10 protein-coding genes and 1 riboswitch are annotated in these 14,676 nt (G+C 53.8%); of the genes, 5 read left to right on the top strand and 5 right to left on the bottom strand.

Going from position 1 to position 14,676, the window contains the following annotated elements; translation table 11 throughout:
* Positions 1–64 precede the first annotated feature (64 nt).
* Together K6V98_RS00680 and K6V98_RS00675 are read left to right on the top strand one after the other, a co-directional pair.
* Positions 65–1,015: an L-lactate dehydrogenase gene (locus K6V98_RS00680; protein WP_222198605.1), complete on the top strand. Its 951-nt coding sequence runs from the start codon at positions 65–67 to the stop codon at positions 1,013–1,015.
* Positions 1,016–1,098: 83 nt separating this feature from the next.
* Complete coding sequence (locus K6V98_RS00675; protein ID WP_222198604.1) at positions 1,099–2,103, top strand: nucleoid-associated protein; 1,005 nt, start codon at positions 1,099–1,101, stop codon at positions 2,101–2,103.
* Between the two features lie 150 nt (positions 2,104–2,253).
* On the opposite strand, the gene dapD is transcribed toward K6V98_RS00675, so the two are convergent.
* From dapD to K6V98_RS08745, 4 genes are read right to left on the bottom strand one after another with little or no spacing between them, the layout of a single operon-like run.
* The gene (gene dapD, locus K6V98_RS00670) at positions 2,254–3,000 is read right to left on the bottom strand and encodes a 2,3,4,5-tetrahydropyridine-2,6-dicarboxylate N-acetyltransferase (RefSeq protein WP_306792635.1); all 747 of its coding nucleotides are present in this window, start codon (positions 2,998–3,000) and stop codon (positions 2,254–2,256) included.
* Positions 3,001–3,037: 37 nt separating this feature from the next.
* Positions 3,038–3,811, bottom strand: a complete 774-nt coding sequence (gene dapB, locus K6V98_RS00665; protein WP_222198603.1) for a 4-hydroxy-tetrahydrodipicolinate reductase — start codon at positions 3,809–3,811, stop codon at positions 3,038–3,040.
* Positions 3,804–4,697 (bottom strand): 4-hydroxy-tetrahydrodipicolinate synthase, encoded by an 894-nt coding sequence (gene dapA / locus K6V98_RS00660; RefSeq protein ID WP_222198602.1) that lies wholly within the window; start codon positions 4,695–4,697, stop codon positions 3,804–3,806. The genes dapB and dapA overlap by 8 nt, the downstream gene beginning before the upstream one ends.
* Before the next feature lie 20 nt (positions 4,698–4,717).
* Entirely contained in the window at positions 4,718–6,067 is a 1,350-nt protein-coding gene (locus tag K6V98_RS08745) for a diaminopimelate decarboxylase (protein WP_222198601.1), read from the bottom strand.
* Positions 6,068–6,131: 64 nt separating this feature from the next.
* Positions 6,132–6,298, bottom strand: a riboswitch (Lysine riboswitch).
* Between the two features lie 128 nt (positions 6,299–6,426).
* Between K6V98_RS08745 and K6V98_RS00650 the strand changes: the two genes are divergently transcribed.
* Positions 6,427–7,692 carry an amidohydrolase gene (locus tag K6V98_RS00650; RefSeq protein ID WP_222198600.1) on the top strand — a complete coding sequence of 422 codons (1,266 nt, stop codon included), beginning with the start codon at positions 6,427–6,429 and terminating at the stop codon, positions 7,690–7,692.
* A gap of 154 nt (positions 7,693–7,846) precedes the next feature.
* Here the strand turns inward: K6V98_RS00650 and K6V98_RS00645 are convergent, their stop codons facing one another.
* A complete protein-coding gene (locus K6V98_RS00645) occupies positions 7,847–8,893 on the bottom strand; it encodes a coiled-coil domain-containing protein (RefSeq protein ID WP_222198599.1) in 1,047 nt (348 codons plus the stop codon).
* A gap of 656 nt (positions 8,894–9,549) precedes the next feature.
* On the opposite strand from K6V98_RS00645, the gene K6V98_RS00640 reads away from it, so the two are divergent.
* Both K6V98_RS00640 and K6V98_RS00635 read left to right on the top strand, forming a co-directional pair.
* A complete protein-coding gene (locus tag K6V98_RS00640) occupies positions 9,550–13,686 on the top strand; it encodes an outer membrane protein assembly factor BamB family protein (protein WP_222198598.1) in 4,137 nt (1,378 codons plus the stop codon).
* A 109-nt stretch (positions 13,687–13,795) separates the two neighbouring features.
* Positions 13,796–14,515 (top strand): DUF4430 domain-containing protein, encoded by a 720-nt coding sequence (locus tag K6V98_RS00635; protein ID WP_222198597.1) that lies wholly within the window; start codon positions 13,796–13,798, stop codon positions 14,513–14,515.
* The last annotated feature ends 161 nt before the right edge of the window (positions 14,516–14,676 follow it).

Below are 14,676 nucleotides of genomic sequence, written 5' to 3'. Positions count from 1 at the left end.
ATATCTGCTGTACCATCAAATAACAATCGGCACGAAGGTGCTTTGAGTAAGAAAGGGTGCTCATATGATTAATGACAGAAAAATTGCCATTATTGGCTGCGGTTTTGTGGGATCTTCATCTGCCTTTGCCATCATGCAAAGTGGTCTGTTTTCCGAAATGGTGCTCATTGATGTTGATCGCAGTCGTGCTGAGGGCGAGGCCTTAGATATTGCCCACGGTGTTCCGTTTGCGAACCCCATGAAGATCTACGCGGGTGATTACGCTGATGTGGCTGACGCCGCCATGATTGTGGTCACGGCCGGAGCTGCCCAAAAACCTGGTGAGACCCGCCTTGATCTGGTGACGAAAAACGTGGGCATTTTTAAGACCATCATTCCAGAGATTCGCAAAAGCGGATTTGAGGGCGTTTTGCTCATCGTGTCCAACCCGGTTGATGTCCTCACCTATGCAGCAGTGAAAATGAGCGGCTTGCCTGAGGGTCGCGTTATTGGATCGGGAACGGTCTTAGATACGGCTCGTTTGCGCTATATGCTGGGTGCTCATGTGGATGTTGATCCACGCGATGTTCATGCCTATGTGATGGGTGAGCATGGTGATTCTGAGCTGGTTGCCTGGTCAAGCGCTATGGTTGCTGGTGTGCCTTTGAATGAGTTTTGTGAGCTTCACGGGCATCACGATCACAAAACGGCAGAGGCGCGCATTGCTGAGGACGTAAAGAATAGCGCGTATGAGATTATTGAAAAGAAGCGTGCCACGTATTATGGCATTGCGATGACGGTACGCCGCATTTGTACTGCGGTGATGCGCAATGAGAAGTGCGTCTTGCCGGTATCAAGCCTGATGGTGGGCGAGTATGGCCTTGATGACATCTGCATTTCTATGCCAACGGTTGTGGGTAGAGCCGGTGTGGTAACCCGCGTGCCCGTTGAGATTGATGAGTCAGAGCGCCGCCAACTGAACGAGAGCGCAGGAGCTCTGCGTGCCATTATGGATAAGGTTGATTTCTCAGCCTAAGTTCTCATCTGCTTTTGAGCCGGGTGGTCTGTTGCTGCCCGGCTTTTGCATAGAGGTTTACAAAGGAAAGCGAGCATCCCTTCGTGAAGCTGAACCATGCTGTTTTGCACGTAATTGATCTCGATTCAGGGATCAGCGTTATGAGTGATCGTGAGCTCGATGTAGAAAGCCGAGCGGTGCGCACCTTTGTGTCGGGGCATGTAAAACGTGCTCGTAATCGGCCTGATGCTCGGCGCTCTACCTTTCGCGAGTCCTCTGCTTTTGCGGGGGAGCTCTCGAACTATCTTTTTGGAACGCGTGAGTTTTTAGATATAGCGCACCAGGTGGGGGAGTTTTTATCGGGCGAACTTATTCGGGCAGATAAGGCAACCGCAACCGATGTGCTCATCGTAGACTGTACTGATGATGAAGATGCGCGCTGGTTTGCGATTCTTCTGCTCGAAAGCAAACAAGCCTATATGCATGAGGTGTCGCACTCAGGAGATCGTGTCGCAAACGATATCCGCCGGCGTTTTGCTATCCTTCCCAACCCTTCACAAAAGATTGCCAGCTTTGCGCTCATTCGCACATCCTCGCTTGAGATTTTTTACCAAGATGTGATGCGCAAGATTGCGGGAGAGGATCGGATGCTCATCCCGGAAGGTCTGTTGGAGTGTGGTGAAGGTGCTTCAGCCTCAGAGACCATCACATCGGTTTCACGTGCAGTTGAGCGCGTAGCAGAAGATCACGGCACAAATCCTGCCGTGGCAGTTGCCCGCGTAAAGACAGCTCTTGTGGATGCGGTGACCGAAGATGATGAGCTGCCACCGTGGGAAGCGGTGGACGCAGCATTTGAGGATGAGCCTGTTATGCGAGAGGCGGTGCGTTCAGCCTTACAGGAGGAGCAAATACCTGAGCGGGTGGCAGTTGAGCGCACTCAAATTGAGCGTCCCCAGGTTCGAAACCAACGGATCAAAACGGATACGGGCATTACCATCAGTTTTCCGGCTGAACTTGCGGTCAACACCGATCTGATTGAGTTTGTGCAAGAGCCAAATGGTCTACTTTCGATCTCGCTCAAAAATATCGCCTCGATTGAGAATCGCTAACGGGCGCGTGTGATGAGCGCGCAGCTCTGAGATACGAAGCCTCACATCTTCGTGCATAGGAAAACCTCCCATTGCTTGATATCCAAGCAATGGGAGGCGAACTGCGCGGGGCACGCGTGAGTTTCTTTGAGAAGATTGCGGCCTTGGCTGTTACAGCTGGCGTAGAGCCTCTACCAGACCAGTTTTTGCATCAGTCGCATCATCGCGAACCTTAATGACGCGTGCGGGCACCCCGGCAACAACCGCGCCTGCGGGAACGTCTTCAACACAGACAGCGCCAGCTGCTACTACCGCCTTTGCACCAACACGTACGCCCTCAATAACTACGGCATTGGCACCGATGACCACATCATCTTCAATGGTGACCGGGGTGGCACTTGCCGGCTCAACAACGCCTGCAAGCACTGTTCCGGCACCGATATGGCAGTGTTTCCCTACAATTGCACGGCCGCCCAAAACAGCTCCCATATCAATCATGGAGCCCTCGCCAATTTCAGCGCCAATATTGATGATGGCACCCATCATGATCACCGCGCCGGAGCCAATTTTTACATGCTCGCGGATGATAGCACCCGGCTCAATGCGCGCATGAATATCTTGTACGTCAAGCAGAGGGATCGCGGAGTTTCTTCTATCTGCTTCCAGATCAAAGTACTCAATATCATCTGCATGCTCAGCAAGAATAGAGCCGATCTCACTCCAGTCGCCTACAATGACACGACCCTCATGCCCACCATAGACATGGGCAGATCCCCAGTTGATACGCGAGCCTGTGCGCTCTCGCACATAGAGCTTGACCGGCGTTTTTTTTGGAGCGTTGGCAATATAGGAGATGATCTCTTCAGCTGTGAGCGGCTCGGTGTGTGAGATGTCTTCTGGGCACGTCTGATCACTCATAGTCTTCCTTTCTCGTGGTTGTATATATGCTCGGTTCCTAGGATATGGCTGGTGCGGGGCCTGATCCAAACATGATCTCATCAAAGGTATATAAGCCAGGGCTTGCCTTTGCCATGCGCTCTGCAGCAGCAAGTGCTCCGGTTACAAAGATCTGACGACTCCCAGCTCGGTGGGTGAGTTCTACTTCTTCATCCTCGCCAAAAAATGAAACGGTATGTACACCAGCCACGGTTCCTCCGCGCAGAGCGTGTACACCAATCTCGTTTTGCTGACGAGGGCCTAAGAGGCCTTCGCGTCCATAGATTGGCTCAAAGGTTCCCTGCCCTTCATCGTGCTTGGCAGCAATGATGGTATCAAGTAAGAGCCGTGCGGTTCCGCTCGGCGCATCGACCTTTTGGTTATGGTGGCACTCAACAATCTCAATATTAAAGCCAGCAAGTTCGCGGCAGGCCTGATCAACAAGATGTCGGAGAGCAGCAATGCCAATTGAGTAGTTTCCCGAATGAAGAATTGCCCCATATGCCTGAAGGCTCTCGAGGCGTTTCATCTGCTCTGGGGTATAGCCGGTAGTTCCACTCACGAGTGCAGCGCCGCTTTGCTCAATCAGCTCAGCAATAAGAGGTAAGGCGGCGGGCGCAGAAAAGTCGATCACGACATCGAGGTCTTCTAGCCCTTCGCGCGGTTCGGTGTTTTCATCAATGTGGGCAACAACAGAAAAAACTGGATCTCCTGCTGTGGTGAGACTACGCTGAGCAGTGCTTTTGATGAGTGAACCCATACGACCGGTGCCAACAATGGCAAGATTAATCACAAAGACCAGCCTCCTTGAGGGCACGCGTCACAATATCGCGCGCCGAGCCTTCCATAGCAATGAGTGGCATACGGTAGTGTGGAGCCTCAAGCAGTCCCATCTGCGCGAGCGCCTCCTTAACCGGAATGGGGTTCACCTGGCTAAAGAGGGCATCAATGATAGGTAGACCAGCAAGTTGGAGCGCACGCGCTTGTTCAATATTGCCAGCCAAGAATGAAGCGCACATCTCATGTACCTTTGCAGGCTCAATATTAGCCCAGACTGAGATGGTTCCAGAGGCACCCAATGCCATTAAGGGTACGGTCAGCGCATCTTCACCTGAGTACATGCGAAATTCATCAGAGAGGAAGCGTGCAATTTGCGCTGCGTAGGCTACATTTCCACTGGCTTCCTTGATACCCATGATATTGGGGTGGCGTGAGAGCCGGCGGGCATTGGCAACCGAGATTGAACAGCCCGTACGTCCCGGAATGTTATAGAGAATGCAGGGGATTGAGGTGGCATCGGCGGTGTCTGCTAAATGGCGATAGATCCCTTCTTCGCTCGACTTATTGTAGTAGGGCGTAATAATCAGCAAGGCGTCCGCCCCGAGCGCTTCATAGGTGCGGCTCTTGGCGATTTGCGTGGCTGTGCTATTTGAGCCTGCTCCGGCAATGACGGGAATCCGGCCTGCTACTTGTGCCACGACGGCACGTATGACCTCATTATCTTCTTCATCGCTCATCGTGGAGCTTTCACCCGTGGTGCCCAAGGCCAAAATAGCATCGGTTCCGTTGTTGACATGAAAGTCTACTAAGCGCTCAAGCGCTTCAAAATCGACCGATCCGTCTTCAGAAAAAGGAGTAACGAGTGCAACGATTGATCCGCTCAGTTGTCTGACGTCCATAATAGATTCCCTTCTGTGCATCAGCTGTGCTGCTGAGTTGCCATTTGAATGAGTGTTTGTCCGGCCGGGAGGACATCGAGGGTAGAAAAATAATCATCAGCTCGCTCAGCGCGGCGGATGAGCTGCGTTGTTCCATCTTCTTTAAGAAGTACCTCTGCAGAGCGCAGACGCCCATTGTAGTTGTAGCCCATGGCATGTCCGTGAGCGCCCGTGTCATGAATCACGATGAGGTCGCCGATCTCTACCTGAGGAAGTGCCCGGTCAATTGCAAACTTATCGTTGTTCTCACAGAGGTTGCCAACTACGTCATAGACATGATCTGGCTCAAGGCAGGTTTTATCTGGGCCTCCTGGTTGGCCAACAACTGAGAGATGGTGGTAGGCACCATACATGGCAGGCCGCATAAGATTGCAGGCGTTTGCATCGACTCCAATATAGTCTTTATAGATATGCTTCTCATGAATGGCACGGGTTACCAAGCATCCATAGGGGGCGAGCATAAAGCGTCCCATCTCAGAATATATTGCAACATCGTCCATGCCTGCTGGTACGAGCACTTCTTCGTAGGCTTGTTGTACACCTTTGCCAATGGCAGCAATATTGGCTGGAGTCTCTTCGGGCTGGTAGGGAACACCAACTCCTCCCGAGAGATTAATAAAGCCAATCTTGCAACCTGTCTTGTTCTTTAAGCGCACGGCAAGCTCAAACAAGGTGCGAGCAAGGGCAGGATAATACTCATCAGAGGTGGTATTGCTTGCTAGGAAGGCGTGGATGCCAAAGGTTTCTGCTCCGCGATCTTTAAGCATGCGGAAGGCCTCAAAAAGCTGAGGCTCGGTCATGCCATATTTGGAGTCTCCCGGACTTCCCATAATGCCTGTTGCGAGGCGAAACAGACCGCCCGGGTTAAACCGGCAGCTCACGGTTTTTTGCACCGGCCCTGCAACAGATTCAAAGAAGGGGATGTGCGTAATATCGTCAAAATTGATGATGGCACCAAGCCTGCGCGCGAGTACAAAGTCTTGTGCGGGTGTGTCGTTTGAGGAGAACATGATCTTTGAGCCCTCAATACCTGAAGCCTGGGCAATCATCAGTTCAGTTTCACTCGAGCAATCGAGCCCGCAACCCTCTTCTGCCAAGATGCGAATGAGCGCCGGGTTAGGATTTGCTTTCACAGCAAAGTACTCCATGAAACCTGGGTTCCAAGCAAAGGCCTCATGAACCGCACACGCATTTTTGCGAATCGCGGCCTCATCATAGAGGTGAAAAGGAGTTGGGTATGTTTCGCAGATCTTCTCGAGCACCTGCTTAGACACAAAGGGGCGCTTATCTGTGTAGTGAGCTGTTTGAGCAATGTCTGGTTCGTGTTCCACGCTGGGCCCTTTCTTGCAGGGCACCTACGCAAAGGCTGCAACACAATTTTGCGATCGGTAGCCTTTGCCGAATAGCGCACCTGCATGTTCTGCAGACAGTTTCGCAGGTATTTCCTACGAACCCACCCATCGCCCGCGCCCGAACGATGAATTCGGCGGATACGCCCCCGCATGGTGTCTTTGCCCGCCGGCTCGGCCATGCTTCTTCGCATTCGCACCTCTATCGGATGAATCCACTGTATCATGAGAGAGTACATTTTTTGCCCTTGTTCATCTCCTTGAAATGCAAGGAGTGAGAAAAAGAAGGCAGATCTGCTCGCGCTATGATGGCTACTCTGTACGAGCGATGATGGAGGCATATGGCTATGACCCACACAACTACCGAGGATTTGAGCCTACTCAGAAGATTTCGCCGTGATCTTCACCGCATACCTGAGCTTGATCGCAATCTGCCAAAAACCATCGCCTATATCGAAGCCGTGCTGAACGATCTCGCTTGTACGGTGTTTCACCCCTCTGCCGATACGGTCTGTGCTTTTTTTCAAACCGCCTCTGATGGCACAGATGCCCTCGCACTGCGTGCTGATATGGATGCCTTGCCGATTGCTGAGCGAACAGGCGTTAGTTTTGCTTCTGAGCATGCGGGCTGTATGCATGCCTGTGGACATGATGCTCATATGGCCATGGTTCTTGCAGCGGCAATGTATTTGGATCGCATGGTGCGCACAAAAACGACCCTTCCTGCCAATGTGCTTTTGGTATTTCAGCCAGCGGAAGAGACTGATGGCGGTGCGCGAGAAGTTACTGCATCTGGCGTTTTTGATGAGTATCGCGTTCGAGCCATTGTGGGCTTTCATGTCTGGCCTGATCTGCCAGCAGGAACCATCTGGTCGCGTCCTGGAGCTTTACTGGCACGTGCAAGTGAGACCCATGTCAAGATCGCAGGGACTCCTCGCCATATTGCAAAGACGTTTGGCCTATCTGATGCTCAAAGCTCTGATGCTCTCTTGGCTGGCGCTGCCTTTGTTGCTGCAGCTCACGCCGGGCTAGAAGAACTTGGACGGCAAGAACCCTGTATTTGCCGGTTTGGCCAGTTTTCTGCAGGAACTGTCATTAATGCGGTTGCTGGATCGGCAACGGTTGCTGGAAGTCTTCGAGTATTTTCTGACGCGATGTTTCGCAAGGCCCAAGAGGTCTTGGCGCAAGCCTTGCGAGTGAGTTGTGAGCGCTTTGGTTGTACGGGCTCAATTGATTTTGCTGAGGGCTACCCACCGGTGATCAACGATCGAGGGCTTTGGGAATGGGCGCGCGGGCTTTTAGGAGCGAGCGATCAGACTCCCGCCCTTTCTTATTTACGTGATCCGTTGCTCATTGCTGAGGACTTTTCGTTTTATCAACAAAGCCTACCTGGTCTTTTTCTCTTATTGGGCGTAGGGGAGCCGGTTCATCCTTGCACTGAGTTGCTGGAAAGCGCAGAGGATGCTCGTATTCCATTTGCAAGCTCAGGTTTGCATACCGAGACGCTCATCTTTGACGAAGTGGCGCTGTTGCCGGGGCTTCGTGCATATCAGCGTTTCATTCGCGACGGCTTGGCAACGTTTTTGCCCAGCGAGCCTGTGCTGTAACAGCGGCGAGGCAGCTTCAACATGTGATTAAGCATCGCTTCCCCAGCTCGGCTCATTACACAAACTCCGAGCGATCCGGTTTTACCCGCAAGCCTACGGGCACCAGGGGATTTAGGCGCGTAAGGAGTGTACGTTCGAGAAGTGCGCGGAGCGCTTAGATACGTGCCATCTCGGCAGAGGTGTTGTTATACCAGTTAAACCAATTAGGCGGGCAATACTTTTTTGCTCCGCTGACGCTGATGGTATAGCCATAGCCTTGGGCAAGGCCACGAACATGGGTATCAATAGCCTCTTCCCAGTTTGAGAAGTCAATTTGGCCCCAACCCCAGGCATTGTGCTCGCGGAAGAGATGCTGACCCTTAGAACTTTCGGTATTTGCGATGGCAGGGGAGAAGCGTGGATCAACACCGTAGGTCCAGGCGGCACGTGCAAAGCTTGCGCCATAGCCCTCAAGCGGAGAGCCGGCAAGATAGGCATCAATCCGTGGTGCCCAGGCCTCAATGAAGGCATCCAAATCAAGGCTCCAGTCAACCGGGGAAACGGTGGCCGCAGCGTATACAGGTTGTGTACCCTGGCCTTCCGCCTGCTCTTGCGCAGCGCGGGTAAGGGCTTCAAGCTCGTTGGCAGCTTCTGCATCAGCTGTCTTTTGTGCCTCTGCGCGCAGGCGCTTGGCCTCAGCCAGAGCAGCATCAGCTGTTTCTTTTTCTTCTTGAGCCTGGCGTTTGGCCTGAGCAAGCTCGGTTTCTTGACGTTCAAGCTCGCGCTTGGTCTTTCCTAATACATCGAGTGCTTGCGTATTAGACGATTGAATCTGATCGAGATAGGTGATGCGTGAGAGGAGCTCGTCTAAGGATTCAGAGCCAAATACCATGCTCATCACGGCATTGGTGCCCTGCTTGGCCTTATAGGTGCTTTTCATAGCGCGGCCAGCCTTTTCGCGTTGAGCGGGGAGCTGAGCCTTGAGCTGCTCGATCTCAGCGGTATTGGCATCAATGCGATTCTGGAGCTCAGCGAGTTTGGCAACAGCTTGCTCATAGATGCGTGCACTTTCTTCAACACGACGCTGCGTCTCGTTGATGCGAGCTTCAGTCTCATAGGTAATGCCTTGAGCCTGGTGGGGCAGAACTGCTCCGCCAACAAGGGCAAAAGCAAGGGCTGCTCCAACAGCGAGGGCGCGGTGGGACGTAAGAGAAGTGTTCATCTGCCATCCTCAGTAACTCGGATATTGCTGCACCGAGTGTACTACCTCCTTAGAGTTCAACTTGAACCTTAGACAAGTTTAAGGGTCAAGTTGAAGGTTCAGGATGGGTTTTGAGCTGTGCCTTCCTTGGATTATGGAGCAACTATAGAGTTTAAGTTCAGCTTGAAGGTTGAAGGCTCTAGAACAAGCATCAGCCTTCTGACCTGCTGAAATAAGAATAGACCGACGAAGAGGTTTCGCAACCAGTCGGCTATGCCGCGCGAGATGGTCGTGCCATTGGCATCATGCCGTGCTTGCACCGTATTCCTCACGCTATGAGCTCTGACGCTCGCTGAGCTGATTCCGCTCATACCGCTCATCTCAATTGGCACCCCGTTGTCGTATCCCTGATGCGATAGCTCTTCTATACTCAGGCTAACGTGATAATCATTGGTTCGGGTGGAGACGCAGCTTCGCGTGGGCAGAGATCTGCCTAGGGGAACAGGGGTAAAAATCCTCGGCTGTACCAGCAACCGTGATTTCGAAGCGGGGATTGTTGCGAGAAGCGCACGTGGGCGCATCGCCATTGTATCGCCGCTGTCGAATAAGCCGGATCGCCTCCCACCTCTTGCTTTGGATGACCTCCCAAGGCGAACCCTGGAGAAAGGAAATCCGATATGCACGGATCCCCACAGCATGGCGCTGAGCCTTCTGTTCAGCTTCTTGGTACACATCAAATCCTGGCAGCGCCTACCCGCATGGCACTCAGGGGAAGGGCGCGTGCTCGCATCCTCATTGTCGGGGTTTTAGTGGGAGCTTTGGCCATAGGCTCTCCGGTATCTGCGTTCGCTGAGGCGTATAGCCAGGCTGTAAGCGAAGAGTCTACGTCTTTCGTGCATGAGCCAAGCTTGGCAAGCGAAGCTGATGCGATACCGGGCGGTACTCAGCTTCAGTCATCTTCTTTAGAGACAGGCGACTCCGTCTCTGCCGATTTGCGCCATGATGCAGCATCTGATACCGCCAGACTTCAAGCTGGCTTGCAAACGGGAGCTGCGGCCATATCTGATGCATTGCAAGCAGCCCAAACCGATCCTGCCAACCCTGCCGTATCTGAGCACACCGGTGCCAAAGCGGGCGAAGCGTCTTCTGCAAACGTCACTGAGCTGCCTTCTTTAGCCAGCGATGCTGGCACGAGCCAAGATCAGGCTACAGATGAGGCAAGCGAGTCCAAGCTCGATCAGGCTGTTGCGGCACTTACTGCTGATGGCTTTGGTGGCTACCGAGCCTTGCCTCGCTATGGGCGCGATACCAATCTGAATCGAATGATTGAGACTCGTTTGGCCGACCTTGGCTATACCGGCATTTCTTCTCAGATCATCTCTGCTACCTTCTCAGCGACCGATCCTTCCGCTCAAGGCGGTATTGACTGCACTGATCGTGCAAGTAACGGAGATATTACTTGGTTCTTTTTAGATCCAGCACAAAAGACCTCATCGACTGACTATTCGGTACTTCTTCAATTTACACCGGTCTATCGGCTGAGCGATGGGGAGACGACGCGTGAGTATCGGCCGCGTCGCGCCTCTCATCTGCCGTGGAATGAGGATGCGGTTGCGCGCTATCTTGAAGCCGCCGCAGCCAAGCTCGTACTTCCTGATCCGCTGGCAACCGGCACGGTGCCTGAGGGAGCAGGAACCTATACCTTGCCAAGCTCTTTGGATGCAAACGGCCTGCGCGTTGCTACGATTTCGTGGGAAACCTCAGATGCATCGGTCGCGCGTATACAGGAACGGTTTGTACAGGGTGCTCCTGAAGTTCAGGTGCGCATAACGAACCAGCCCACACCAGCTACCGTGACGCTTACGGCTCAGGTGAGCCTTGCAATCCCGGGGTATGGAAATGCTCCTGATACAACGTATGAACGTGCCTATCCCATTGAGGTGGCTCCGCGCTCGGGGGCAAGTGCTCGCCAGATTGAGCGCAGGCTGAAGGCGCTGTTGGCTCGGGTGCGTGTGCGTGATTTTGCCACCTCAGCCGAGCTTACAAATACTGAGCTTGCGGGCGATATTCGCCTCTCTGTCCCACATGACCTCAAGATAGATGGCAAGTACTATAAACTCACCTACACTTCCAGTGATCCTGCGGCAATTCGTATTGACGGATATCGGGGAGAGGTTACGCGTCCGCTTGCAGCAGATCCTCCGCGCTCGGCAACACTTACCGTCTCCTTAAGCTATGAGGGGACTACGGTCACTCGTGAGCTTGGAAGCTATTCGATTGCGGTACTTGCTCAAAATGAGCTTGATCGTGCCATTTCATTCATGGAGCAGGTTAAGGCTGGTTTTGGCAAGCGTCTCTTGGCGGGCATGCCAGCCTCGGCTGTTGAAGGAGATCTGAAACCGTTTGCCTCAGCGCAGCGTGCTTCTGACGGCTCAATTGAGTGGTCAACCTTGGCATCTTTGGTGCCGGGAGGCATTGAGCCGGTCGCGCTACCTGGCTGGGATCCAATGGCATCTCAGCCTTGGCGACTCTTTCGTTCCTCAGCAGAAACGGTGCTTACCAGTGAGTCACTTCACCTTACCCGCCCTGACTTTGATACCCAGGTCACGGTAGATGCTCAGCTTACCTATAAGCGTTATGAAGCAACTGCGCGTGCACATCCCGATGATGTGCGCTTGGCAAAACTCATCGACCAGCCGGTCTCGTTGACCTTTACCGCAAAGGGCGTTCGTGGCTCGGTTGATCCAGAAGCAGATGCTGTCCAAACGGTAACGGCACGCGTACAAGGTGTGGCAGCTTCAGGCACCGCTCAGGCACCGATTGCAGAGATTTGGGTGCCCAAAACGCAGGTGAGCTTTAAAAAACGTGAGGCTAAAACAGCCTGGGATATTTTCTCTGAGCAGCTGCTGGGCGCAGGCTATAGCTTTGACATGAGCACCGGATCTCCCGGGTCTATTACTACACCCGATGGCCGCACGCTTAAAACCGAGCAGGTTGAATCTGCGTGGAGCTATTGGTCGTTCATCATCAATGGTAAACCGGCAACAACCTATCCTCAAAAGACGCAGCTTTCAGATGGTGACACCATTGAGCTGATCTACTTAGCTGCAGGTCAAGACCCGGCAGCTCCGGGTGCCTTGGTCATTCATCCAAACGCTCCCCGTCCAACAGGTGATCCTGAGTGGGCAGGTTTTAGAAATGGAGGCACGGCTCAGCTTCATGAGGCATTGGTTCCAACCGGCACGGCTTCTGCGGCCTGGATGGTTGATCTCAAGCGGGAAGGCCAGCAGTTCGCATCGGTAGGCGATCCCATTATTTGGGGATCTGCGCTGTATACCACTACGGATACCGAGCTGATCAAGATTGATCGCGCAACAGGAGCAATGCTTGCTCGCACGCCAACCTTTGGAACGACTTCATATTTCTCGCGTCCTGTTTTTGCGTCGGGTCTCATCATCCTTCCATCAAATGATGGGTCGATAACGGCGTTTACTGCAGACACGCTGACCTGCGTTTGGCGCACTCCAGCACTTCCAGCTCCTCATCTTCAAGGTCGTACGCTGAGCTATCAGGCTGCCTCAAGTTTGACGGTCATGGGTGGTGTGGTGCTCGCGCCCTTTGCTGCGGGTGTTTCTTATACCGGCCCTGCTCAAGCAGGAGCACTCGTCTGTGTTCGTATAGCAGACGGAGCAGTTCTTTGGACGCGAACTGAGGAGTCTAAGGCAGGCGAGCAGGCAGCAGGGTATTACTGGGCAGGTGCGGCAGCCTCGTCTCAGGACGCCTGCGTTATTGGTGGTGAAGATGGGCGCGTGCGCCTGATCGATCTTGCAACGGGGACAACCTTATCTGAGGTGCAGGTAGGCGCTCCCGTGCGCACAACGATTGCCTCAGCCGGTAACGAGGCGGATGGCGAGGTCTTTTTAGCGGTTGGCCGCGCTCCTGCTACCTTGGTTAAGCTTGTTCGGAGTGGCAATGAGTTAAAGATTGCAGGCAAGCTTGAGTTTGCGGCTACTTCTACCTCAACGCCTGCAATCAGCAAGGGACGGGCGTATATCGGCGGTATTGCTCAGGGCGGCCAGGGAGTATTTTCGGTCGTTGATCTTGCAACGATGCACGTGGTTGAAGAGCATCTTTTAGCCTCTGGCGCTGAGGTGAAGGCATCTCCTCTCATCGCGGAGCTTGCCGGCGACACCCATGTCTTTTTTACCTGTAACACCGAGTCTGGATCCCTGTTTCGCTATACCGCATCCAATCAATCCATTGCCACAATTTTTTCTCCAGCCGTTTCTCAGCGTACCTATACCACGGCAAGTGTGATTGGTGATTCGACAGGCAGGCTCTATTACAGCAACGATTACGGTCTCCTGTTTGCAATTCAGGCAGACGCAGCTGCTCATGAGCCAGAGAAGCCTGGCAAACGGGAAGACGAGACGGATACGCATACCGATGACCAATCTGACAAAACTGACCCAGATGCTGTTTCAGGTGAGGAACAGACGCTCGCGTCCGATCAGAAATCCTCGGCTCAACGGACGCATTCTTCTGAAACGGTAGCTCCAGCGCACCGTCCGGTACGGCAAGACGCGCGTGCCGAGGATGCAGCCAGGTCGGTATCAGATGGCTCGGCATTAGACGCCTCGGATGAGGTGCAAGCTTCACCAAAGGAAGAGCAAGCGCTGTCCGATCATGCGGCTTACGTGAGTCAAACAAGCCCCTCCATACTGCCTTTGATTCTTGGAGGTCTCGGGGTTATGGGTTTGATTGGATCGGGAGCCTGGCTGCTTGCGCTCAAGCGGCAACGAAAGCAGAACTAGGGTGGAGTAGCGCTTGGCGTCGTGGTCAGCAGCCTGAGTAACTGGCACGTGGCGTGCTAAAAACACCACGCGTGAGATGCGCTGCGCTGGCTGAGAGGAATAGGTGCCCATGAGCAGAGACGTGCATAAGACTCAAGAGACTCAAGATGACGCGCGAGCTGAGTGGAAGGCGAGAATACGACCGACGCTTTTAGCTGCAGTGTCTCTGTGCCTCATCGTCGCAGCCTTGCTGCTCAGCTTGCCTGACGCCCTGCATCCTGCTTCTGAGGGCAGGCTCAGAAGCGCGTCTCTTTCCAGTGCAGCTCAAAACGCCGATACGTCAGGTCATGCTGAGGGCATAGCTGATGTATCAGAAACGAGAGATGGGCAGGCTGCAGGCCCTGCTCAAGGCTCAGAGCAGAAAGCCGACAAGAGCCAAGCTGAGGAGGCAGACTCGCGTGCGGCTGCGGCCTCTTCTCAAGCACCCGCCGCTTCAGAAGAAACACCTCCTCAAGCCTCAGAGACATCTTCTTCGCGCCCGGCTCTGGTGCGCATCAGGATCGTAGTCGATGCATCTTCGGGTGGGGGAGGCCTGCTTGCCGACACCAGTTTGACTTTTGAGCCAGGAGCGAGTGCGTATGACGCCCTGGTTGGGACAGGGCTCTCGGTCAATGCTCAAGACTCGGTTTATGGCATATACGTTTCTGCCATTGGAGGCTATGCAGCCGATCCATCTCAAAGTTCAACCAGTGGCTGGACCTATACCATTAATGGGGCAGACCCGGGGCGCTCGGCTGCTCGAGCTGAGCTCTCCGATGGCGATACCGTGCGCTGGACCTATTCGTACTAGCTCTTCAGTATCTACCTGGCTTACGTGCGTCGTTGCGCTAGGCTCGCTCGGCGCGAGTGCTGACTCGGCTGTGTCTACCTGGATGAGGCGCGCTACTCAGCTGCCAAGCTCGCCCGGTATCCCCGGAACAAGTACCCGCCCTGCCGCATCAGCCTAAGGCA

It is taken from the genome of Collinsella ureilytica (genome assembly GCF_019795105.1).
Lineage (GTDB): Bacteria > Actinomycetota > Coriobacteriia > Coriobacteriales > Coriobacteriaceae > Collinsella > Collinsella ureilytica.
Note: the sequence above shows the minus strand (reverse complement) of the source record. Positions and strands in the feature narration are given on the sequence as shown.

What these genes read in the sequence shown, in the direction of transcription:
- K6V98_RS00680 (WP_222198605.1), top strand. Translation starts at nt 65, where the DNA reads ATGATTAATGACAGAAAAATTGCCATTATTGGCTGCGGTTTTGTGGGA.
- dapD (WP_306792635.1), bottom strand. Translation starts at nt 3,000, where the DNA reads ATGAGTGATCAGACGTGCCCAGAAGACATCTCACACACCGAGCCGCTC.
- dapA (WP_222198602.1), bottom strand. Translation starts at nt 4,697, where the DNA reads ATGGACGTCAGACAACTGAGCGGATCAATCGTTGCACTCGTTACTCCT.
- K6V98_RS00650 (WP_222198600.1), top strand. Translation starts at nt 6,427, where the DNA reads ATGGCTATGACCCACACAACTACCGAGGATTTGAGCCTACTCAGAAGA.
- K6V98_RS00645 (WP_222198599.1), bottom strand. Translation starts at nt 8,893, where the DNA reads ATGAACACTTCTCTTACGTCCCACCGCGCCCTCGCTGTTGGAGCAGCC.
- K6V98_RS00640 (WP_222198598.1), top strand. Translation starts at nt 9,550, where the DNA reads ATGCACGGATCCCCACAGCATGGCGCTGAGCCTTCTGTTCAGCTTCTT.
- K6V98_RS00635 (WP_222198597.1), top strand. Translation starts at nt 13,796, where the DNA reads ATGAGCAGAGACGTGCATAAGACTCAAGAGACTCAAGATGACGCGCGA.